We start from the raw sequence: 21,804 nt of genomic DNA on the forward strand, positions 1-21,804 counted from the left end.
CCACGTGTTTCACGTGAAACAGGCACGTGAAACAGATGTCGGCTGCGGTGTGAAACCGGCGGCAGTTGTCCGAGGTCAGCGTGTCGCGCCGGTGACGATCCACCGGCCAGACTTCGCTCGTAGCCACAGCGTCAGCATGCGGACCGCCATCATCAGCGTCATGGCACCCCAGAGCGCGGTCAGGCCACCGCCCATGGAGGGCACCAGAAGCGCGACCGGGGTGAACACGGCGAGCGTCGCCAGCATGGCCCACGCGAGATACGGGCCGTCACCGGCTCCCATCAGCACACCGTCCAGGACGAAGACGATGCCTGAGATCGGCTGCGAGAGGGCCACGACCAGCAGGGCGACGAACGCGGCATCGTGCACGCTGGTGTCACTTGTGAACAGCGGCAGGAAGACCGGCCGGGCCGCGATCACAAGCAGGCCGAGCACGATCCCGGACGCGATGCCCCACTGCACCATGCGGCGGCAGGCGTCACGGGCTCCCTGAGTGTCGCCCGCGCCCAGATAGCGTCCGATGATGGCTTGCCCGGCGATGGCGATGGCATCGAGGGCGAAGGCCAGCAGGCTCCATAGCGTCAGGATGATCTGGTGGGCGGCGATATCTGCGTCACCGAGTCGGGCTGCGACCGCGGTCGCGATCATGAGGATGGCGCGCAGCGAGAGCGTGCGGACGAGCAACGGCACACCGGCCTGGGCACAGGCCCGGATTCCGGCGGCGTCCGGGCGCAGCGAGGCGTGGTACCGGCGTGCCCCACGCACCACGACGACAAGATAGGCGGCTGCCATCCCGAGTTGGGCGATGACCGTGCCCCAGGCGGATCCTGCGATGCCGAGGCCGGCGCCGTAGACGAGGCCGACATTGAGGAGGGCGTTGGCCACGAAACCGGCGATTGCCACGTACAGCGGAGTCTTGGTGTCCTGCAGGCCGCGGAGCACTCCGGTGGCGGCGAGGACGACGAGCATGGCCGGGATGCCGAGGGCGGAGATACGCAGATACGTGATCGCGTGCGGAGCAGCTGTCTGGGAGGCGCCGAAGAGGTCGACGATCGCGGGTGCGGTGGGGAGGATGACGGCGACGACGGCCGCACCGATCAGCAGGGCGAGCCAGATGCCGTCCATGCCCTGACGGATCGCGGACTGCATATCGCCGGCGCCGACCCTGCGGGCGACGGCGGCGGTGGTGGCGTACGCGAGAAAGACGAAGATGCTGACGCCCGTCATCAGAAGGGCGGAGGCGACGCCGAGACCGGCGAGTTGGGCCGTGCCGAGATGGCCCACGATGGCGGTGTCGGCCATGACGAAGAGCGGTTCGGCGACCAGGGCTCCGAAGGCGGGAACGGCGAGCGCGATGATCTCTCGGTCATGCTGTCTTCGGACGCCCTTGGCGGTCGGAGGAGCCTGTGTCATGAGCACCAATGTAATCTTCCACAGGTAAGAGATGCAATGGCATAGAGACCCTTACTTATCTGTCGACTCGAACCGTCGTGCCGCACCGTTTGTTCTGATCTTGGTCCGACTGGGGAAGTTTTTCTTATGCACAGCTGGGGGACAACAAAACCGCAGGTCAGAGCCTATCTCGTGGAACGCCTGAGGGCTTGTTCACAGAACTGTCCACCGAGCCGTGCACAGGATTGGGCGGGTTCTCCACAGCATCGGGTCCGTCATCCACACCGCCTGTGGATAACCAGATTGGCTGACGGTGCCCGCGGCCCTACCGTGGTCCGGCGCCCGCCCCGTTTTCCACTCTCGGAAACCCGGCAAAACCAACGCGTCAGAAGCGGAGTTGGGCCCTCGGTTTGTCAGTGTCGTGCCGTAAGAAAGAGGGGCACGGCGAGGTCCGCGAGCGGCGGACGGGAGGAGGTGGGCCGGTGAGTATTTCCGAGCCCTTGGACGACCCCTGGGCCGACAGCGGTCCGGGCGACCGCCTGCCCGTTTCCCGTCAGCGCCGGGACGGTGCCGGAGGAGGCCGCGACGACCACGACAGGGGCCGGGAAGGCGGTTCGTGGGAAGGCGGCGGTGCCACCTTCGAGCGCGTGCCGCCCCAGGACCTTGACGCGGAGCAGTCGGTGCTCGGCGGCATGCTGCTTTCCAAGGACGCGATCGCCGATGTCGTCGAGGTGCTCAAGGGCCACGACTTTTATCGCCCCGCGCACGAAACGATCTACCAGGCCATTCTCGACCTGTACGCCAAGGGCGAGCCGGCCGACCCGATCACCGCGGCCGCTGAGCTCACCAAGCGTGGTGAGATCACCAAGGTCGGTGGCGCATCGTATCTGCACACACTTGTTCAGTCGGTCCCCACCGCGGCGAACGCCGAGTACTACGCGGAGATCGTCCACGAGAGAGCGGTTCTGCGCCGTCTGGTCGAGGCGGGTACCCGCATCACGCAGATGGGATACGCGGCCGACGGCGATGTGGACGAGATCGTCAACAGCGCCCAGGCCGAGATCTACGCCGTCACCGAGCAGCGGACCAGCGAGGACTATCTGCCGCTCGGCGACATCATGGAGGGCGCCCTCGACGAGATCGAGGCGATCGGGTCCCGCAGCGGCGAGATGACCGGTGTGCCCACTGGCTTCACGGACTTCGACTCCCTGACCAATGGTCTGCACCCGGGCCAGATGATCGTCATCGCGGCCCGTCCGGCCATGGGTAAGTCCACCCTGGCCCTGGACTTCGCACGAGCAGCATCGATCAAGAACAATCTGCCGAGCGTCATCTTCTCGCTGGAAATGGGCCGCAACGAGATCGCGATGCGACTGCTCTCCGCCGAGGCGCGGGTGGCGCTGCACCATATGCGGTCCGGCACGATGACGGACGAGGACTGGACGCGCCTCGCCCGCCGGATGCCCGATGTCTCGGCCGCGCCGCTCTACATCGACGATTCCCCGAACCTGTCGATGATGGAGATCCGCGCCAAGTGCCGTCGCCTCAAGCAGCGCAATGACCTGCGCCTTGTCGTCATCGACTATCTGCAGCTGATGCAGTCCGGCGGTTCCAAGCGGGCCGAGAGCCGCCAGCAGGAAGTCTCGGACATGTCCCGAAACCTCAAGCTGCTCGCCAAGGAGCTCGAGGTCCCGGTCATCGCGCTCTCACAGCTGAACCGTGGTCCCGAGCAGCGCACGGACAAGAAGCCGATGGTCTCCGACCTGCGTGAATCCGGTTCGATCGAGCAGGACGCGGACATGGTCATCCTGCTGCACCGTGAGGATGCCTACGAGAAGGAATCGCCACGCGCAGGCGAGGCGGATCTGATCGTGGCCAAGCACCGTAATGGTCCGACGGCCACGATCACGGTCGCCTTCCAGGGCCACTACTCACGCTTCGTGGACATGGCGCAGACCTGATCCCGGGCCTGACCGGCGACCCGGCGGGCGGCGACCCGGCGGTCGGCGACTCACGAGCGGCTACCGGCTACCGGCCACCGGCGGGATCCGGCGGGGGACATGCAGAGGCCTGGCCCATGGAGATCGCGCGCCGCGTCGGCGAAGAGATCCATGACACGTGACTCCGCGAGGGGCGAAAACGGCTCGACCACAGGCCGCTCTGACGGTGGACTGTGACCATGACGTCTCTCCGTACTGGTTCAGCTGCCTCCCCCGCGGGCGCCCGGCACGATGCCGCAGTCCCGGCCGGCGCCCACGACCGCGTCCCCGACGGCGACTTCACCGAACTGCTCCCCGCCACCAGGAGAGCACTCCTGCAGCGCACGGCGGTGGCGCAGTCCGAGGGCCGCGCCCCCTCGCTGGTCGCCGCCGTGGTCCGGGACGGGCAGCCGGTCTGGAGCGGCGCGCGAGGCTCCGTCGACGGACAGACGCCGGACGGCACCACCCAGTACCGCATCGGATCCATCACCAAGACCTTCACGGCGGTCCTCGTCATGCGGCTGCGGGACGAGGGTCTACTGGACCTCGGCGACCCGCTGGAGAAGCACCTCTCCGGCACCGGCGCCGACGGGGTGACGATCGGCCAGCTGCTCGCCCACACCAGTGGCCTCGCCGCGGAGTCCCCTTCGCCATGGTGGGAGCGGACCCCCGGCACCCTGCGTCCCGGACTCGAAGACGTCCTGGGCGAGAGGCCGTTCCGGCATCCCTCCGGACAGCGGCATCACTACTCCAACCCCGGCTATACGCTGCTCGGCTCGCTCGTGGAGAAGCTCCGGGGCGCGCCCTGGGCGGAGGTGCTTGGCCGTGAGGTGCTCGAACCGCTCGGCCTGCACCGTACGAGCGTTCAGCCGCAGGCTCCCTATGCCCCCGGCCTGGCCGTGCACCCCTGGGCGGATGTGGTTCTGCCGGAGCCCGTCGAGGACCTCGGACTGATGGCACCCGCCGGTCAACTGTGGTCGACCACCGAGGACTTGGGGAAGTTCGCGGTCTTCCTGGCGCAGGGGAACGAGCGTGTGCTGAGCGCGGAGTCGGTACGGGAGATGCGCACCCCGGCGGCCCTGCCAGAGGGCGGCTGGGAGAGCGGGTACGGCCTGGGGGTCCAGCTGATCCGTTGGGACACCCGGATGCTGGCCGGGCACACGGGTTCACTGCCGGGGTTCGTTGCCTGTCTGCTGCTGAGTGAGAAGGACGGGCTTGCCGCTGTCGCACTGGCCAACTGCACCTCGGGTCCGCTGATCGCGACCCTGACCGGTGAGCTCGTGCAGATCGTCGCCGATGCCGAGCCGCGGATCCCGGAGACCTGGCGCCCGGCACCTGAAGTCGACCGCGCAGTGCTGGGGTTGACGGGCTCCTGGTACTGGGGGACGCATGCTTTCGGGCTGCGCCTTGTGGCGGACGGCGGCATCGAGCTGGGGCCGCTGTCCCCGGGCGGCCGCCGTTCACGTTTCCTGGCGGAGGCCGAGGACACCTGGATCGGTCTGGACGGCTACTACGCGGGGGAGACGCTGCGTGCGGTACGGCGGGCGGACGGAGCGGTGAGCCACCTGGATCTGGGGTCGTTCGTCTTCACGCGTGAGCCCTACGAAGTGGGGGCGCCGGTGCCCGGAGGAGTTGACCCGGAGGGCTGGCGCGGCAGCAGGAGTTGAGCCGGTTCGTCCTTGAGCCTCCCTGTTTCACGTGAAACAGGGAGGCATATCAAGCCCGGCCGAGCTGGAGCTTGAAGCCCACGTGTGAGGCCGTGAACCCGAGGCGCTCGTAGAACCGGTGCGCGTCCGTGCGGCCGGCGTTGGACGTCAGCTGCACCAACTGACAGTCCAGGCGCCGGGATTCATCGATGGCCCACTCGATCAGCCTGGTGCCGAGGCCGCTGCCGCGCTCGTCGGCGTGGATGCGTACAGCCTCGATCAGAGCGCGGGTCGAGCCCTGCAGGGACAGGCCCGGGATGACCGTGAGCTGCAGGGTGCCGACGACCCGTCCCTCGCGTTCGGCCACGACGAGATGCTGATGAGGGTCCTCGGCGAGGCGGGCGAAAGCCGCCTCGTACGGCGTGAGGTCGCCAGGCGACTCGCGCTGTGCGCCCAGGGTGTCATCGGCGAGCATGTCCACGATGGCGGCCAGGTCGTCGCGCGTGGCCGGCCGTATCTCAAGATCTCCCATGAGCCGCAGCCTATGCGCGGTGGCGCCCGGGCCGTGCCGGGACGTGGAACCAGGCCGCGGTGCCGACCTCGCTAGGCCGGCACGCGCAGCGACTCGACGGCCCTGACCAGCGGGGCGAGCTCCGGGTTCTCCGCAGCCCCGTCGAGCGCCTCGCGCAGCGCGGCGTCATTGGTGGGCCGGGCCTCGGCGAGGAGCTGGGTCCCTGCCTCGCTCACATCCGTGTAGATCCCACGGCGGTCGGTCGGGCAGAGGTACCGGGACAGGAGGCCGCGGTCCTCCAGGCGCGTGACGAGCCGGGTGGTGGCGCTCTGGCTGAGGACGACGGCGTCGGCGACCTGCTTCATCTGCAGATGGCCGCCCGGTCCGTCGTGCTGGCGGCTGAGCACATCGAGCAGGGAGTACTCGCGGACGCTCAGGCCGTGCTTGGCCTGCAGCGCGCGCTCGATATGAGCCTCGATCTTCCCGTGGAGCAAGGAGAGAGCGCACCAGCCCTGCGAGAGGGCAGTCAGTGCGGGGTCCGTCGCTGTCATGGCTCTTGCCTCCTTGCCTGCTGTCCCGGGGCGGCTGAGGCCAGGATAGACCACAACCGAGATAGCCCGCGTTTGCAATTAACCAGCGTCTGCAATTATTGTGAACGCTCGTAAGGCGCAGACGCAATCTTTGGGAAGGTGCAACCCCATGCCTCTCGCACTCCTGGCCCTGGCGATCGGGGCCTTCGGCATCGGAACCACCGAATTCGTGATCATGGGGCTCCTCCCCGAGGTGGCCGACGACTTCGATGTCTCGATTCCCCTGGCCGGTTACCTGGTGACCGGCTACGCCCTGGGCGTCGTCCTGGGCGCTCCCCTGATGACCGCCCTCGGCACCAAGATCTCGCGCAAGCGGATGCTGATGCTCCTGATGGGGCTGTTCATCGTCGGGAACGTGCTGTCCGCCCTCGCGCCCGTCTTCGGCGTGATGCTGGCCGGCCGCGTGGTCGCCTCACTCGCGCACGGCGCCTTCTTCGGCATCGGCTCGGTCGTGGCGGCCGATCTGGTCGCCCCGGAGAAGAAGGCCGGAGCCATCGCCATGATGTTCACGGGCCTGACGGTCGCGAATGTCGTCGGTGTGCCCCTCGGCACGCTGGTCGGGCAGAGCGCCGGCTGGCGGACCACCTTCGCGATCGTCGCCGCGCTCGGTGTCGTCGGACTGCTCGGCGTCGCCAAGCTGGTGCCCGACATGCCCAAGCCCGAGGGCGTACGGCTTCGCCATGAGCTGGCGGCCTTCCGCAATGTGCAGGTGCTGCTCGCCATGGCGATGACGGTGCTCGGATTCGGCGGCGTGTTCGCGGCCATCACCTACATCACGCCGATGATGACCGATGTCGCCGGCTACGCGGGCTCGTCTGTCACCTGGCTGCTCGTGCTGTTCGGCCTCGGGATGGTCGGCGGCAATCTCATCGGCGGCCGGTTCGCGGACCGCGCCCTGATGCCGATGCTGTACGTCGCGCTCGGCGCCCTCGCCGTCGTGCTCGCCCTGTTCACGCTCACCGCGCACAACAAGATCGCGGCCGCCGTGACCATCACGCTGATCGGCGCTCTGGGCTTCGCGACCGTACCGCCGCTGCAGAAGCGGGTTCTCGATCAGGCCTCGGGAGCGCCCACCCTCGCCTCGGCCGTCAACATCGGTGCCTTCAACCTCGGCAATGCCCTCTCGGCCTGGCTGGGCGGCATCGTCATCGCGGCCGGCCTCGGCTACACCGCACCGAACTGGGTGGGCGCCGTACTCGCCGCCTCCGCCCTGGTCCTCGCGATCCTCTCGGCCGGCCTGGAGCGGCGTACGGCCGGAACTGCCCGGATCGTCGCGTCCGGCGCCCCCGTGGAGCACGCCGCCGCGGCCCACCACTGACCCGCACACTTCTCACGGGCCGCCACCCGGCAGGCCCAACTGCACAACCCCGCAAGGAGATTGACCATGAACGCCGCCACCACCGTCACCGCTGTCACCCCGCTGTCCACCGCCGATGCCGAGCTCCTGGTGGAGGCAGCCCGCAAGGCCGCCGAGGCGGCCGGGGTGACGGTCAGCGTCACCGTCCTCGACGCCGGCGGTCATCTGCTGGCCTTCCGGCGTGACGACCGCGCCGTGCTGATCTCGGGTGAGACCAGCACCCGCAAGGCCTACACCGCACTGCAGTTGAACGCACCCACCGCCGACCTCGTGGACGCGGTCCAGCCGGGCGGCCCCTTCCACACGCTCCCGACCGCCCTCGACCGGCCGCTGCTCTTCATCGCGGGCGGTGTGCCGGTCCACCGTGACGGCCGGCTGATCGGTGCGCTCGGTGTCGGCGGTGGCGCACCGGAGCAGGACCACGGCTTCGCCACGGCCGCCGTGGAGAGCCTGGCCGTATAAGGCCGAAGGCTTGGACCAGCAGGCCAAGGTCAAGTACCGGGCCAGGGCTGCGGATCAGCCCGCCGCGACCGTGAGGGGTGCGAAGCGCCGCGTCCAGTCGCCGGGCAGTTCGGGGATGCCGTAGGTCATCACCGCGTTGAAGCTCCAGGACTCCAGGCCCTGGAGCTTGAGCCATGACAGGAGCTCTTCGTGGCGTACGTCGATGTCCGTGCGCAGCGGGCGGTCCGTGTGGGCGGCGAGTGAGGCGACGAGTGCCTTGGCGATCTCGGTGTCCCGGGCGATCAGCGGGCCCACGACATGGGTGTCCATGTTCGGCCAGGCGGCGGCGAATCCGATGAGGCCGTCGCCGTCTTCGGCCACCCGCAGCTGGTCGGCGAAGGCCGGAAGCCGGGTGATCATGTGGGTCCTGTCGGAGCCGAAGACCTCGGAGTCCAGGCGCAGGATGGCCTGGAGATCCTCGGCGGTCGCGGGCCGGGTGGCCACAGTGGGGGCCGGACCGGAAGGGCTGAAGCGGCCACGGAGCATCTCTGCGCGGCCAGTTGTCTTGAAACCGAGCTCTTCGTACAGCGGCCGGCCGTACGGCGTGGCGTGCAGGGTCAGCGGGGTGGCGGCCGCCTCGGTCACGACCTGCTGCATCAGCCGACGCCCGATTCCCTTTCTGGCGTGGCGTTCCGCGACCAGCATCATGCCGATGGCCGCCAGGTCGGGACGCTCGTGAGGGCCGTACTCGGTCACGACACAGGCGCTCATCAGGCCGCCCTCCGGGTCGTCGATGCCATAGCCGGTGCCCGCGGAGAGCAGGAGGCCCCACTTGTGTTCCTCGCGGGGCCAGCCGCGGTTCTCGGACAGATCGGCGCAGGCGGTCAGATCACGCGGCGTCAGCCGGCGGATGGGCAGCGCGGAGAGAGAAGGTGTCGACACGCGGGTCAGGCTGGCTGACGTACGGCCCTGCCGTCCACCGCTTTACGTGCAGTGGCCCGGTGCTTTCGGCCACGTTTCGTCAGGCCCCAGGGCTTCAGGACGGAGATCACCGTCATGAAGAGATACGCGGACAGGGAGACGATGGGGCCCATCACCAAGTCGTTCGGGTCGGCCAGCGGGGCCCCGGAGGCCACCGTCTCGGCGGCGTCGGCGACGCCCGGACGCAGCGCGAAGGTCGAGGCCGCGGTGGTCGCGAGGGTGAGCCAGAACTTCGTGTAGACCCAGCGGTGTCTGGCGAGCCCCCACGGTGTCCCCAGGGAGAGCACAAGGCCGCTCAGGAGGGTGAGCAGGGCGAGGGGGAGGACCAGCCAGTCCGCGAAGACGTGCATGGAGCGGACGGCGGCCTCGGTCATGGCCGGGGATTCGGTGGTGATCGCCGTGATGGCCAGAGCGAGCAGTCCGAGCGTGAGCCCGAGCCAGCCGGCGGCGGCGACTACATGGACAACCAGGGTGGCCCGTCGTGTGGGGCGGTCGAGTTTCACGTGAAACAAGGTCCCGCGAACAGGCCCCTGAGGGCGTCTGCCCGGGGGAGTAAGCCCGCATACTCGCTGGGGCGTAGGGGCCACTAGCCTCGGCGTACATGGCGCGACTGCACTTGTTCGACCTGGACGGGACCCTGCTGTACGGCACGGCCGCCCCCGTGGAGATCTCCCGTCGGCTCGGCCTGGAGGCGGAGATCGCGGAGCTGGAGCGGGAGTTCATCGCCCGTCGTATAGGACCGCTGGAGTACGCGGTGCGGGTCCGCGAGCTCTGGGCGGAGCTGACACCGGAGCATGTGGCGGCCGCCTTCACCGGCGCCCCGTGGCTGTCCCGGATCCGGGACACCTGGGCGGAGATACGAAGACGCGGCGACTACTGCGCGGTGATCTCACTGTCCCCGTCGTTCTTCGTGGAGCGCCTCCTCGAATGGGGTGCGCATGCCGCGTACGGCTCGCGCTTTCCGGAGGTGCCGTTCACCGAGCCGATCGACCCGGCCGGGATTCTGAGCGCGGCCGCGAAGGTGGAGATCGCAGACCGGCTGTGCACGTCCTTCGGTGTGGAGCGCGCGGATTGCGTCGCGTATGGCGACTCGATGTCCGATGCGGAGCTCTTCGCGACCGTTCCGGTATCGGTCGCGGTCAATGCTGACCACCACATCGCCTATCTCGCCACACACTCCTACGAAGGGCAGGACCTGTGGGATGCATACGAAATGGTGTGCCGCGACGGGTAATTGGGGAATTGCGGGTCCGGGCCCGGCGAATTCCGTACGAGGGGTGAGGGGCTTGTGCGTCCTGCCGCTGCCGGTATGGTCGACTCCGGTTGATGCGGGGGCGCCAGTGGCGCGCGCGTAGGTCAATGGAGCCTAACGTCAGGGAGGGATCGGTTACCCGGAGTTCCCGCTATTTGTCCGATGTGAGGGCACAAGGTGGCAGGCTGCAGTGACGGGACTGCGGCCAATATCACATTCTCGGCCTACTCGTCCGTATTGGACGGGAAGTCGAGGTTCAATGTGGTCCCAATTGCTTTCCGGGCAGAGCGGGGAATAGCGAGCACCTTCCCGACAGGAAGTGCACAGACCGACCGAAAGATGTTCGAGGCGAGGCACAGAATGGACGCTCCGACCACCACGTCGGCCGACAACGGCACTTCCGGCGACGACGGGGGCGGCGGCTGGTTCACCCCGCGCAAGAAGCAGGCGCACCCGGCCGAGCAGTCCGAGCCGGGGAACACCGGCGCCGTCCGGGAGGAGCGAATACCCGAGGCGCGGCGCCCGGAAGAGCCGATGCGCGAGGACCGCTCCCCCTGGGGACGGCAGGACAGCCGGCCCCCGCAGGACGCTCGGCAGGATGGCCGACCGCCGCAGAGCCACCCGTCGGGACCTCACGAGCCGTCGCAGAGCCGCACACACGAGCCGTCACAGAGCCGCCCTCACGAGCCGTCACAGAGCCGCCAGTCCGAGCACGCCACTGTGCCCCCGGAGACCGTCCCCGTCGGGGCCGCCGCCGTAGCCGGTGGCACCGGGGCCCCTCGTACCGCCACAGCCGGGTACGGAGCCGCTGCTGAGCCTGTCGGGCCCCGCGACGAGACCGCTCAGCCGACGCCCGCTCCCGAAGCAGCGGGAGCGGCCGAAGCAGCCGGAGCCACGGAAGCCGCTGACACACACGGCACCGGCGGTGCCACGGTCACCCAGGCCGCCTCCCCGGACGCGGTCCTCATCCAGCGCACCATGGCCGAGGTCGGTCCGGTCGCCGACAAGGTCACCTCCTACTTCTACGCCCTGCTCTTCGTGCGTCATCCGGATCTGCGCATGCTGTTCCCGGCTTCGATGGACACCCAGCGCGACCGGCTGTTGAGGGCGCTCCTCACGGCCGCCGAGAACATCGACAACACCGAAGTGCTGGTCGGGTATCTCAAGAACCTCGGCCGCGGCCACCGCAAGTACGGCACCCAGCCCGAGCACTACCCGGCCGTCGGTGAGGCCCTCATCGGCTCACTGAGCCGCTATGCGAGCTCCATCTGGAACGAGGAGACCGAGGCCGCCTGGGTGCGCGCCTACACCACGATCTCCCAGATCATGATCGACGCGTCGGCGGAGGACGAACTGCGGGCACCCGCCTGGTGGTTCGGCGAGGTCGTCTCGCACGATCTCAGGACGCCCGACATCGCGGTGATCACGGTCCGGCCCGACCAGCCGTACCCCTTCCTGGCCGGGCAGTACACCAGCCTGGAGACCCCGTGGTGGCCCCGGGTCTGGCGGCACTACTCGTTCGCGTCCGCGCCGCGTCCCGACGGGCTGCTGACCTTCCACGTCAAGGCGGTTCCGGCGGGCTGGGTCTCCAACGCCCTGGTGCACCGCGCCCGGCCCGGTGACACGATCCGGCTCGGCCCGCCCGCGGGAAGCATGATCGTCGACCATGGCACCGACAACGGAATGCTCTGCCTGGGCGGTGGCACCGGGATCGCGCCCATCAAGGCGCTGGTCGAGGATGTCGCCGAGCACGGTGAGCGGCGCCCGGTCGAGGTCTTCTACGGGGCCCGTACGGACCATGACCTCTACGACATCGACACCATGCTGCGGCTGCAGCAGAGCCACCCGTGGCTCTCCGTGCGACCGGTGATCGACACGCTGGACCAGCAGGGGCAGCTTCCGGACGCGGTACGCGAGTACGGCCCGTGGAACGAGTACGACGCCTATCTCTCGGGCCCGCCCGGCATGATCCGCAGCGGGCTGCACGCCCTGCGGGACGCGGGTATCCCGTCCGACCGGATCCGGCACGACTCCCTCGAGGAACTGGTCGCGGCAGCGGACTGACGCCCCACGCGCGGGAGTTACCCCAGATCGGGTGCGTGCATCGCGCGTACGCCCTCGATGTTGCCGTCCAGATAGTGCCGCAGGGACAGCGGTACGAGATGGACCGAGGCGATCCCGACGCGGGTGAAGGGGATCCGTACGATCTCGTACTCGCCGGTGGGCTCCTCGACTTCGGGGCCGTGCCGCAGGGACGCGTCCATGGAGTCGAGACGGCAGACGAAGAAGTGCTGCACCTTCACCCCGGTGGCACCGCCGTCCGCGCCGATGTGCTCCACCGTGTCGACGAAGCAGGGCACCACATCGGTGATCTTCGCTCCGAGTTCCTCGTGCACCTCGCGGTGCAGGGCGTGGACGACGGTGGTGTCCTCGGGCTCGACTCCCCCGCCGGGCGTGACCCAGTACGGGTCGACACCGGGCTTGGTGCGCTTGATGAGGATCAGGTCGTCGCCGTCCAGGAGGACGGCACGTGCGGTGCGCTTGACCACGGGTCGGACGGTCATGGAAGAAATGTGGCCCGTCGTGTTCCACGTGAAACCCGTCGTGTTCTACGTGAGTCCCGTCATGTTCCACGTGAAACACGACGTATGCGTGCCGGAGGGACGGTCAGCTCCACTCGGCGGCGGCACGCAGCAGCCATTCGTGGGCCCGCGCGATATGCGGCATGGCCAGTGTGCCGGTGCGCACGACCAGGAAATAAGTGCGCAGGGGCGGCACGGGAGGGTCGAGCACCGCGATGACGTCGCCGCGCTCCAGGGCTTCGGCGCACAGATAGCGGGGCAGCACCGCAAGGCCCGCGCCTGCGGCGGCACAGGCCAGAACGGCGCGCAGGTCGGGGACGACGACCGTGCCGGAGGCGGCGGGCCGGGAGTCGAAGACCGCGGCCCAGTAACGGGCCACGAGGGGCAGCGACTCATGTACTTCGACCACCGGCAGGGCGCCCAGGTCGGGCGCTCCGGGCTGCTCGAACTCACTCGGGCCGATCCTCTTCGCCAGGCCGGGAGCGGCCACCAGAACATGTTCCTCGTCGCAGAGCGCACTCGCTGTGAGCAGTGCGCCGCGTGGCCGCGCCGTGGAAATGGCCAGATCGTGATGCCCGGCGGCGAGCCCTTCGAGGGTTTCCTCGGCGTTGCCGAAGGAGGCGCGCAGCGCATAGCCCTGGCCGTCCTCGCCGCTGAGCAGGGTGAGAGCGGGCAGGGCGCGTTCAGCTGTGAACTCGGGCGGCCCCGCCAGATGAAGGGTGCGGACCGGCGACTCCTCGTCCGGGGCGCTCTCGGCGATCTCCACCAGGGCGTCCAGATGCGGCGCCGCCTTGTGTGCCAGCTCGTCGCCGATGGTCGTGGGGGTCACTCCGCGGGCCTGCCGTAAGAAGAGCGGGCGGCCCAACTGCCGTTCCAGGGTGCGGATCTGTGAGGTGACAGCGGGCTGGGAGAGCCCGAGCAGGGCGGCGGCGCGAGTGAAGGAGCCGGCCCGGTGCACCGTGACAAACGTGCGCAGCAAGGCCAGATCCATCCGAAGCCCTCTCCCCTCCCCAAGCTCCCGCAGGCGCCCAACTATAAATAAGTCGATAGGTCTCTGTCGCTACTGTGATTGGACACTGACACAGAGTCAACTAGCCTTGTGCGCGCGGTTCTTCGCGCGCAGAACCGGGACGGTCCGAGCCACGAGGGGGGAGGCTCGGACCGTCCGTTGTGCGTAGGCGCCGTACTGCCGTACCGCGGGGCCGGCGCACCGTACGGGAGCCGTGGTGCCGGCTAGCCGGCCGACTCGTCGAGCGCGCGCAGCACATCCGCCACGAGGTCCGCCTCGTCCTCCGCACCGGCGGAGAAACGGATGAAGCCCTCCGGGACGGCATCACCGCCCCAGCGGCCGCGCCGCTCGGCGGTGGACCGTACACCGCCGAAGCTCGTGGCGTCCTCGACCAGATGCAGCGCCGCCAGAAAACGCTCGGCACGCGCGCGTGACGGCAGCGTGAAGGAGACGACGCTGCCGAACCGCCGCATCTGCTGAGTGGCGATCTTGTGCGAGGGGTCGTCGGGCAGTCCCGGATAGCGCAGACCGCTCACCTCGGCACGCGTCCGCAGCGCCTCGGCGACCGCCAGGGCGTTGTCGGTCTGCCGGTCGATCCGCAGTTGCAGTGTGGCCAGCGAACGGTGGGCGAGCCAGGCCTCCATGGGCCCCGGAATCGCGCCGACGATCTTGCGCCAGCGCCGGACGCCGGCCATCTGCTCCGGGTCCCGGCCGGTCACATAGCCGAGGAGCAGATCCCCGTGGCCGGTGAGGCCCTTGGTGCCGCTGGCCACCGAGAAGTCCGCACCGAGTTCGAGGGGGCGCTGCCCCAGAGGAGTGGCCAGGGTGTTGTCGATCGCCACGCGGGCGCCCTGAGCATGTGCGGCGGCCACAAGCCGCCTGATGTCACACACATCGAGCCCCGGGTTCGACGGGGACTCGATCCACAGCAGCTTCGCACCGTCGAGGACATCGAGCTGGGCGTCGCCGCCGGTGGGCGCGGTGCGCACCTCTATGCCGTACGTGGTCAGCTGCTCGCGTACCAGCGGCAGAGCCTGGTAACCGTCGTCGGGCAGGACCACGGCGTCACCGGAGCGCAGCTGCGAGAAGAGCACCGCGGAGATCGCGGCCATCCCGGAGGCGAAGACCAGGGTCTCCGTCTCGGTGTCCGGGGCCTCGAGCTCACCGATGGCGCGCTCGAGGTGGGTCCAGGTCGGGTTCTCGTCGCGGCCATAGGTGTACGGGCCCGTGGGGTCGCCGGGCAGATGGAAGTGGGCGGCGAAAACCGGCCCCGGAAGCGTCGGTTCATGCTTCACGGGCTCCGGAAGACCGGCGCGCACCGACCGGGTCCCGTCGCCCGGCCCGCCCCGCACAGGGCGCTCCGTCATGCCGCGCCCCTCCCCTCGGCCGCTTCCCGGACGGCGGCGAGCAGGCCGGGGCTCGCTGACTCGACCATCCGAAGACACGACTCGAAGCCGTCCGTGCCGCCGTAGTACGGATCCGGCACGTCGGGATCGGCGGCCCCGGCGGGGTCGTACGAGCGAAGGAGCCGCACCTTGTCGGCGTCCGCGGGAGTCGGCGCGAGGCGGCGCAGCTCCCGCAGATGCCCCGAGTCGAGGGCGATCACCAGATCGAGCCGGTCGAACCAGTCGGCCTGGAACTGCCGCGCCGCGTGGGCGCCGGCATAGCCGTTCGCCTCCAGTACGGCGACTGTGCGCGGGTCGGCCCCGTCGCCCTCGTGCCAGCCGCCGGTGCCCGCGCTGTCCACCTCGACCAGGCCGTCGAGCCCGGCCTCCTCGATGTGCGCGCGGAAGACGGCTTCGGCCATGGGGGACCGACAGATGTTGCCGGTGCAGACGAAGCAGACGCGGAAGGGGGCGTTCATGTGCGGTCGTCAGTCCTTGTCGTCGGGCAGGACCACGTTCATCGCCCAGGAGACGATGCTGATGATCAGGCCACCGAGTACGGCCGTCAGGAAGCCTTCGACGTGGAAGCTCAGGTTCAGCTTGTCGGCGAGCCACGAGGTGAGCAGCAGCATCAGGGCGTTGACCACCAGCGTGATCAAGCCGAGGGTCAGGATGAACAGCGGGAAGGTCAGCAGCTTCACGACCGGCTTGACCAGGAAGTTGACGACGCCGAAGAGCAGGGCGACCAGGATGAGGGTGATCACCTTCTTGGGCGTGCTCTGGCCGGTAAGGGTGATCTTGTCCAGAAGCCAGATGGCCACCGCGAGGGCCGCCGAATTGGCGATCGTCTTGACTACGAAATTCTTCATGTGTCTGATCGTGGCAGACGTGATCGGCGCCGGGCACCGGCGTGCGGCGGCAGTGAGGGCGGACAGGGTCGATGAAAGCATTCCGGCTGGATGAGCTCGAGGCGGAACGGGTCGCCAATCAAGGGGCCTACCTGCAGTTTCTGCGGGAGCGGAACATGTCGGTCGGGCTGTACGCCCTGGACGCCGGGCAGAGCGACCCACAGCAGCCGCACAACCAGGACGAGGTGTACTTCATCGCCAGCGGGCGTGCTTCGGTCACCGTGGGGATGGAGACCACGACGGTCGGGCGCGGCAGTGTGGTCTATGTGCCCGCAGGGGTGCCGCACAAGTTCCATCACATCACCGAGGACCTGCGGGTTCTCGTGGTCTTCTCGCCTCCCGAGGGCTGAGCGAGGGGCCCCGGCCGAGGGCTGAGAAGGGCCCGGCCGAGGGCTGGGGCAGGGTCCGGCTGAGGGTCGGACCCTGATCCTCCCTAGGGGTCGGGTCAGGGAAGGACAAGGGCTGCGCGGCCCCCGTACGCCATCTCCCGCACCTAGCATCGAAGCAGAAGCTCGGAGACAGGACTCGGAGCGACCAGGTATCCGGAGAGAAGCCGGAGGAAGAAGGAGAAGACGATGGCCGTGCGGGAGATATTCGCGGGTATGCCGTGGTGGGTGAAGTGGGTCGCGGTGCCGGTCATCGCTCTGGTCGTGTTCGGGGGCCTGATAGCCAGCGTCGTCGGATTCGTCGTCGGCCTGCTCTTCAAGCTTCTGGTCTTCGCGGCGCTCGTCGGTGGACTCATCTACGTCGTACGGAAGTTCATGTCCTCCTCGTCCTCTTCGCGCAGCGACTGGTAATCCGAGGTACCGGTTAACCCGAGGCGTCGGTTCGCTCGGCAGGGGGAATATTCCGGCCATGGCCACCGCGGGGCGTGCGGCGGGGCTAGAGTCCGAAGACCGACGGGTGGCCCCGAGGGCGGGTGTTCCGCCCACCCTCGTCTCCCCCCCCCACGAGGAACCCCACGCGCCTCGGGAGTTGAACCTTGGCCACGGCAGTCAGGACTCCAGCCGCCCCCACTCTCATCGGCTCCGTCCAGCGCGCCATGCGTCTGCTGGAAGCCGTTGCGGCGCATGAGGACGGCGCGCCTGCGAAACAACTCGCGCGCGAGGCCGGGCTCGCCCTCCCCACGGCCTATCACCTGCTGCGCACCCTGACGCACGAGGGCTATCTCCGCCGGGAGAAGGGCGTGTTCGTCTTCGGCGCCGCGGCCGAGCGGCTGACCAGCAGCGGCGCCCAGCACCACCGGCGCACCATGGTCGGAGATGTCCTCGCGCACTGGCGCGATGCCATCGGGGTGCCCGTGTACTTCGCCATCTACCGCGACGGAGAGGTCGAGGTGGTGGACATCGCAGATACCCCGGGCAGCCCCGCGGTCGAGGAATGGGCCGATTTCCGCCAGACCGCCCACGCCCACGCGATCGGCCAGTGCCTGCTGTCCCAACTGGACGAGGACACCAAGCGGGACCATCTCTCGCGCTACCCGGTGCAGTCCATCACCCCGTACTCGGTGCGGGACGACCGGGCGCTGCTGCGCCGTCTCTCGGGGATGGGCCGGATGCAGCCGGTCGTGGAGCGGCAGGAGTACGCCCTGGGTACCGTGTGCGCCGCGGTACCCATCACGGCGGGGACCACGGCGGCCACGCTCGCGATCTCGCTGCCCGTTCATCAGGCCGACCGGCTGCTGCCGGCGGTGCGTGAGTTGCAGAGTGACGTGGGCAGAAAGCTCGCCACGCTGGCGTTCTCTATCAGTATCTGAAAACTCACTCCTTGTGATCTGTTGAGTACGTTCAGCAAGATGCCATGAGTGTCGGGAAGATGATTCCTGGCCAACTCAACGGCACAGCAACGGGGTAGGCGATGCGCGAGTCGGTACAGGCAGAGGTCATGATGAGCTTTCTCGTTTCCGAGGAACTCTCCTTCCGCATTCCGGTGGAACTGCGGTACGAGACCCGCGACCCGTATGCCGTGCGGCTGACCTTCCACTTGCCCGGCGACGCACCGGTGACCTGGGCCTTCAGCCGGGAGCTCCTGGTCGACGGGATCAATGGGCCCTGCGGCGACGGGGATGTGCATATCGCGCCCGACGGACCCGAGCCGCTCACCGAGGCCGTCATCCGGCTGCAGGTCGGCGGCGACCAGGCACTGTTCCGGGCGGGTATCGCACCGCTGATCGCGTTCCTCGACCGTACGGACAAGCTGGTGCCGCTCGGCCAGGAGCGGACGCTCGCCGACTTCGACTCGCACCTGGACGAGGCGCTCGGCCGCATCCTGGCGGAGGAGCCGAGCGCGGGCTGAGAACCGCTCTTCCCTCACTCAGCTGAAACGCTTCGGCGCCCCGTGGAACGCCTCGGTGCCGCCCGGGCGAGGCGGTCCGCCGGTGACCGGCCGGCTGCCGGCTCAGCGCTTGCGGCGGCGGCCACGCCCTCCACGTACCGGAGCACGACCCGCGGCGCCCGGGGCGCCCCGGGCGGCCAGGTCCTTGGCCTTGCCTGCGTCCTTGTCGGCGGAGACGAGGAGCGCGGCGAGTGCCGTCGTCACCGGCACCGAGGCGACCAGACCGATCGATCCGACCAGGGTCCGCACGATCTCCTCGGCCACCAACTCGCTGTTGGCCACCGTGCCGACGCTGCTCTGGGCGATGGAGAAGAGCAGCAGCAGCGGAAGGGCCGCACCGGCATAGGCGAGCACCAGGGTGTTCACCACGGAGGCGATATGGTCCCGGCCGATCCTGATGCCGGCGCGGTACAGCTTCCTGGCGCCCATCGTCGGGTCGGCCTGGTGCAGCTCCCACACCGCCGAGGTCTGGGTCACCGTCACATCGTCGAGCACACCGAGCGAACCGATGATGACGCCCGCGAGCAGCAGACCGCTCATGTCGATATCGGGATAGAGCCCGTGGATCAGACCGGTGTTGTCGTCGGTGTTGCCGGTCAGATACGCCCAGCCGATGAAGAGCGAGCCGAGCAGCCCGATCAGGAGCAGTGAGATCAGGGTGCCCAGGACCGCCACCGAGGTTCTCGCGGTGAGGCCATGGCACATATAGAGCGCGATCAGCATGATGGCGCTGGCCCCGACCACCCCGACGATCAGTGGGTTCGAGCCCTGCAGAATCGCCGGCAGGATGAAGAGGGTCAGTACGGCGAAGCTGACCGCGAGGGCGATCAGCGCCATGAAGCCCCGCATCCGGCCCACCACGACCACGGCCACCGCGAAGATCGCGGCGAGGATCCACATCGGCACGCCGCGGTCCACATCGGTGACCGAGTACTGCAACTCCTTGGGCGCCCCAGGCGCGTAGGCCACCACCACGCCCTGGCCCTTGTGCAACTGCCGTGGTGCGTCCGGCTGGACGACCTCGACGAAGGTGCGGCCCTTGTCCTTGCCGCTGGTCACCTCGACCGTCGCCTTCTCGCACGTGCCGCTCTGGGAGCGCTGCGCCTCCTGGCCCTCGGGGGTGGAGGTGTCACCGGTGGGCGGCGTCTGAGAGGCGTTCACGTCCTTGCAGTCGACCTGGTCGACCTGGACCACCTTGCCCGACTCGGTCTGCCGGTCGAAGCCGACTCCGGAGCGCTCATGCGCCGGCGCACCGCCGGGCCAGAGCACCGCGAGCCCGACGAGTACCGCGGTGGCGAAGGGGATGAGCACCGCGGCGATGACCTTGCGCAGATGCTTCGACACCGGCGCGGCCGGGCCGTGGCTGTGCGTGTGGCCGTGCGGCGGTTCGGAGGGCGGCTGAGGTGGCTGCTGCGTGGTGGTCACCGACCGATCATCGCAAGAACGGATGGGGCCCTCTGTTCAGCGTGGCCGATGTGACGCTAGCGTGGGGGCACCTTTGCAATCGCGGGAGCTCGGAGCACCGGGCTGAGAGGGCGCTGACCTCCGTATGGGACATACGGAAGCCGCTGCGTCGACCGCCGAACCTGTTACCGGGTAATGCCGGCGTAGGGAGTAGGTCATCATGACCGTTTCGGACACAAGCACGCCTGCCTCGAACTCTGCCGACGGCGAGAGCGGGGCCGGGAAGTCCATCGGCTGGCACAAGGCGTATGTCGAGGGCTCGCGCCCCGATCTGCGGGTGCCGGTCCGCCAGGTGCACCTCACCAACGGCAAGGCCGTGACCCTGTACGACACCTCTGGCCCGTACACCGACCCCACAGCCGAGACCGATGTCCGCCGCGGCCTGGCGCCGCTGCGGGAGAACTGGATCATCGCCCGCGGCGACACCGAGGAGTACGCGGGCCGCCCGGCCCGCCCCGAGGACGACGGCATCAAGCACACCTCGCCGCGCGGCGGTCTGAGGAACCTCGACGCGGTCTTCCCCGGACGCCCACGGCAGCCGCGCCGGGGCCGTGACGGGCAGGCGGTGACGCAGCTCGCGTACGCCCGCCGCGGGGAGATCACACCGGAGATGGAGTTCATCGCGATCCGCGAGAACGTCGCTCCTGAGGTCGTACGCGACGAGGTCGCCGCGGGCCGCGCCGTCATCCCCGCCAACGTCAACCACCCCGAGATCGAGCCGATGATCATCGGCAAGCGGTTCCTGGTGAAGGTCAACGCCAACATCGGGAACTCCGCGGTCACCTCCTCCATCGAGGAGGAGGTGGAGAAGATGACCTGGGCCACCAAGTGGGGCGCGGACACGGTCATGGACCTCTCCACCGGCCGCAATATCCACACCACCCGCGAGTGGGTCCTGCGCAACTCCCCCGTGCCGATCGGCACCGTGCCGCTCTACCAGGCCCTGGAGAAGGTCGACGGCAAGGCCGAGGAGCTGACCTGGGAGATCTACAAGGACACGGTCATCGAGCAGGCCGAGCAGGGCGTGGACTACATGACCGTGCACGCGGGTGTGCGGCTGCCGTATGTCCCGCTGACCGCCAACCGCAAGACGGGCATCGTCTCGCGCGGAGGCTCGATCATGGCCGCGTGGTGCCTCGCCCACCACAAGGAGAGCTTCCTCTACGAGCACTTCGAGGAGCTCTGCGAGATCCTCGCGGCCTACGACGTGACGTACTCGCTCGGCGACGGTCTGCGGCCCGGCTCGATCGCGGATGCCAACGACCGTGCCCAGTTCGCCGAGTTGGAGACGCTGGGTGAGCTGAACCAGATCGCCAAGCGGCACAACGTACAGACCATGATCGAGGGCCCGGGACATGTCCCGATGCACAAGATCAAGGAGAACATCGACCTTCAGCAGGAGATCTGCGAGGAGGCGCCGTTCTATACGCTCGGCCCGCTGACCACGGACATCGCGCCCGCCTACGACCACATCACCTCGGGTATCGGCGCCGCGATGATCGGCTGGTGGGGCACGGCGATGCTCTGCTACGTCACGCCCAAGGAGCACCTGGGCCTGCCGAACAAGGACGACGTGAAGACCGGCGTGATCACGTACAAGATCGCGGCGCATGCGGCGGACCTGGCCAAGGGGCACCCCGGGGCGCAGGACTGGGACGACGCGCTCTCCGACGCGCGCTTCGAGTTCCGCTGGGAGGACCAGTTCAATCTGGCCCTCGACCCGGACACGGCACGGGAGTTCCACGACGAGACCCTGCCCGCCGAGCCGGCCAAGACCGCGCACTTCTGCTCCATGTGCGGGCCGAAGTTCTGCTCCATGAAGATCTCGCATGACATCCGGCGGGAGCACGGCGACGGCCAGAGCGAGCTCGATGAAGCGGCCGCGGGTATGGCGCAGAAGTCCAAGGAGTTCGCGGCGGCGGGCAATCGCGTGTATCTGCCGATCGCCGACTGACCGCGAGGCGCTGCAGTCC

22 protein-coding genes are annotated in these 21,804 nt (G+C 68.8%); 11 read left to right on the forward strand and 11 right to left on the reverse strand.

The window, feature by feature from the left end; translation table 11 throughout:
* Positions 1–75: 75 nt before the first annotated feature.
* Positions 76–1,413: an MATE family efflux transporter gene (locus ACFQVC_RS17320; protein ID WP_381831328.1), complete on the reverse strand. Its 1,338-nt coding sequence runs from the start codon at positions 1,411–1,413 to the stop codon at positions 76–78.
* Positions 1,414–1,874: 461 nt separating this feature from the next.
* On the opposite strand from ACFQVC_RS17320, the gene dnaB reads away from it, so the two are divergent.
* Together dnaB and ACFQVC_RS17330 are read left to right on the forward strand one after the other, a co-directional pair.
* On the forward strand, positions 1,875–3,353 hold the full coding sequence (gene dnaB / locus ACFQVC_RS17325) for a replicative DNA helicase (protein ID WP_381831329.1): 1,479 nt from the start codon (positions 1,875–1,877) through the stop codon (positions 3,351–3,353).
* Positions 3,354–3,679: 326 nt separating this feature from the next.
* Entirely contained in the window at positions 3,680–5,038 is a 1,359-nt protein-coding gene (locus ACFQVC_RS17330) for a serine hydrolase domain-containing protein (protein WP_381831472.1), read from the forward strand.
* Positions 5,039–5,087: 49 nt separating this feature from the next.
* Here ACFQVC_RS17330 and ACFQVC_RS17335 read toward each other — a convergent pair whose 3' ends face one another.
* Together ACFQVC_RS17335 and ACFQVC_RS17340 are read right to left on the reverse strand one after the other, a co-directional pair.
* Entirely contained in the window at positions 5,088–5,549 is a 462-nt protein-coding gene (locus ACFQVC_RS17335; RefSeq protein WP_381831330.1) for a GNAT family N-acetyltransferase, read from the reverse strand.
* A 71-nt stretch (positions 5,550–5,620) separates the two neighbouring features.
* Entirely contained in the window at positions 5,621–6,079 is a 459-nt protein-coding gene (locus ACFQVC_RS17340) for a MarR family winged helix-turn-helix transcriptional regulator (RefSeq protein WP_381831331.1), read from the reverse strand.
* A gap of 148 nt (positions 6,080–6,227) precedes the next feature.
* Here ACFQVC_RS17340 and ACFQVC_RS17345 point away from each other — a divergent pair, with 148 nt between their 5' ends.
* Positions 6,228–7,436, forward strand: a complete 1,209-nt coding sequence (locus tag ACFQVC_RS17345; protein WP_381831332.1) for an MFS transporter — start codon at positions 6,228–6,230, stop codon at positions 7,434–7,436.
* A 66-nt stretch (positions 7,437–7,502) separates the two neighbouring features.
* Complete coding sequence (locus ACFQVC_RS17350) at positions 7,503–7,937, forward strand: GlcG/HbpS family heme-binding protein (RefSeq protein ID WP_381831333.1); 435 nt, start codon at positions 7,503–7,505, stop codon at positions 7,935–7,937.
* 54 nt (positions 7,938–7,991) lie between these two features.
* On the opposite strand, the gene ACFQVC_RS17355 is transcribed toward ACFQVC_RS17350, so the two are convergent.
* Positions 7,992–8,858: a GNAT family N-acetyltransferase gene (locus ACFQVC_RS17355; RefSeq protein ID WP_381831334.1), complete on the reverse strand. Its 867-nt coding sequence runs from the start codon at positions 8,856–8,858 to the stop codon at positions 7,992–7,994.
* A gap of 5 nt (positions 8,859–8,863) precedes the next feature.
* Positions 8,864–9,400: a DUF2269 domain-containing protein gene (locus ACFQVC_RS17360; RefSeq protein WP_381831335.1), complete on the reverse strand. Its 537-nt coding sequence runs from the start codon at positions 9,398–9,400 to the stop codon at positions 8,864–8,866.
* A gap of 98 nt (positions 9,401–9,498) precedes the next feature.
* On the opposite strand from ACFQVC_RS17360, the gene ACFQVC_RS17365 reads away from it, so the two are divergent.
* Positions 9,499–10,131, forward strand: coding sequence for an HAD family hydrolase (locus ACFQVC_RS17365; protein ID WP_381831336.1), 633 nt, complete (start codon positions 9,499–9,501; stop codon positions 10,129–10,131).
* 378 nt (positions 10,132–10,509) lie between these two features.
* Positions 10,510–12,213 (forward strand): globin domain-containing protein, encoded by a 1,704-nt coding sequence (locus ACFQVC_RS17370; RefSeq protein ID WP_381831337.1) that lies wholly within the window; start codon positions 10,510–10,512, stop codon positions 12,211–12,213.
* A 17-nt stretch (positions 12,214–12,230) separates the two neighbouring features.
* On the opposite strand, the gene ACFQVC_RS17375 is transcribed toward ACFQVC_RS17370, so the two are convergent.
* The 5 genes from ACFQVC_RS17375 to ACFQVC_RS17395 form a co-directional block, all read right to left on the reverse strand.
* A complete protein-coding gene (locus tag ACFQVC_RS17375; RefSeq protein ID WP_381831338.1) occupies positions 12,231–12,713 on the reverse strand; it encodes an NUDIX domain-containing protein in 483 nt (160 codons plus the stop codon).
* 103 nt (positions 12,714–12,816) lie between these two features.
* The gene (locus tag ACFQVC_RS17380; RefSeq protein WP_381831339.1) at positions 12,817–13,722 is read right to left on the reverse strand and encodes a LysR family transcriptional regulator; all 906 of its coding nucleotides are present in this window, start codon (positions 13,720–13,722) and stop codon (positions 12,817–12,819) included.
* A gap of 242 nt (positions 13,723–13,964) precedes the next feature.
* Positions 13,965–15,107, reverse strand: a complete 1,143-nt coding sequence (locus ACFQVC_RS17385; RefSeq protein WP_381831340.1) for a cystathionine gamma-lyase — start codon at positions 15,105–15,107, stop codon at positions 13,965–13,967.
* Positions 15,104–15,604, reverse strand: coding sequence for a low molecular weight protein-tyrosine-phosphatase (locus ACFQVC_RS17390; RefSeq protein WP_381831341.1), 501 nt, complete (start codon positions 15,602–15,604; stop codon positions 15,104–15,106). The genes ACFQVC_RS17385 and ACFQVC_RS17390 overlap by 4 nt, the downstream gene beginning before the upstream one ends.
* Before the next feature lie 9 nt (positions 15,605–15,613).
* Entirely contained in the window at positions 15,614–15,994 is a 381-nt protein-coding gene (locus tag ACFQVC_RS17395) for a phage holin family protein (protein WP_381831342.1), read from the reverse strand.
* Between the two features lie 71 nt (positions 15,995–16,065).
* On the opposite strand from ACFQVC_RS17395, the gene ACFQVC_RS17400 reads away from it, so the two are divergent.
* The 4 genes from ACFQVC_RS17400 to ACFQVC_RS17415 all read left to right on the forward strand — a co-directional run bounded on the left by ACFQVC_RS17400 (position 16,066) and on the right by ACFQVC_RS17415 (position 18,328).
* Positions 16,066–16,383, forward strand: coding sequence for a cupin domain-containing protein (locus tag ACFQVC_RS17400; protein WP_381831343.1), 318 nt, complete (start codon positions 16,066–16,068; stop codon positions 16,381–16,383).
* Between the two features lie 231 nt (positions 16,384–16,614).
* Positions 16,615–16,830, forward strand: a complete 216-nt coding sequence (locus ACFQVC_RS17405; protein ID WP_381831473.1) for a DUF5326 family protein — start codon at positions 16,615–16,617, stop codon at positions 16,828–16,830.
* Positions 16,831–17,075: 245 nt separating this feature from the next.
* Complete coding sequence (locus ACFQVC_RS17410; RefSeq protein WP_381831474.1) at positions 17,076–17,789, forward strand: IclR family transcriptional regulator; 714 nt, start codon at positions 17,076–17,078, stop codon at positions 17,787–17,789.
* Positions 17,790–17,890: 101 nt separating this feature from the next.
* Positions 17,891–18,328 carry an SsgA family sporulation/cell division regulator gene (locus tag ACFQVC_RS17415; protein ID WP_381831344.1) on the forward strand — a complete coding sequence of 146 codons (438 nt, stop codon included), beginning with the start codon at positions 17,891–17,893 and terminating at the stop codon, positions 18,326–18,328.
* A 102-nt stretch (positions 18,329–18,430) separates the two neighbouring features.
* On the opposite strand, the gene ACFQVC_RS17420 is transcribed toward ACFQVC_RS17415, so the two are convergent.
* Positions 18,431–19,792 carry a YibE/F family protein gene (locus ACFQVC_RS17420; RefSeq protein WP_381831345.1) on the reverse strand — a complete coding sequence of 454 codons (1,362 nt, stop codon included), beginning with the start codon at positions 19,790–19,792 and terminating at the stop codon, positions 18,431–18,433.
* A gap of 199 nt (positions 19,793–19,991) precedes the next feature.
* Between ACFQVC_RS17420 and thiC the strand changes: the two genes are divergently transcribed.
* Positions 19,992–21,785, forward strand: a complete 1,794-nt coding sequence (thiC, locus tag ACFQVC_RS17425; protein ID WP_381831346.1) for a phosphomethylpyrimidine synthase ThiC — start codon at positions 19,992–19,994, stop codon at positions 21,783–21,785.
* Positions 21,786–21,804 lie beyond the last annotated feature (19 nt).

This window comes from Streptomyces monticola (genome assembly GCF_042665355.1).
GTDB lineage: Bacteria > Actinomycetota > Actinomycetes > Streptomycetales > Streptomycetaceae > Streptomyces > Streptomyces monticola.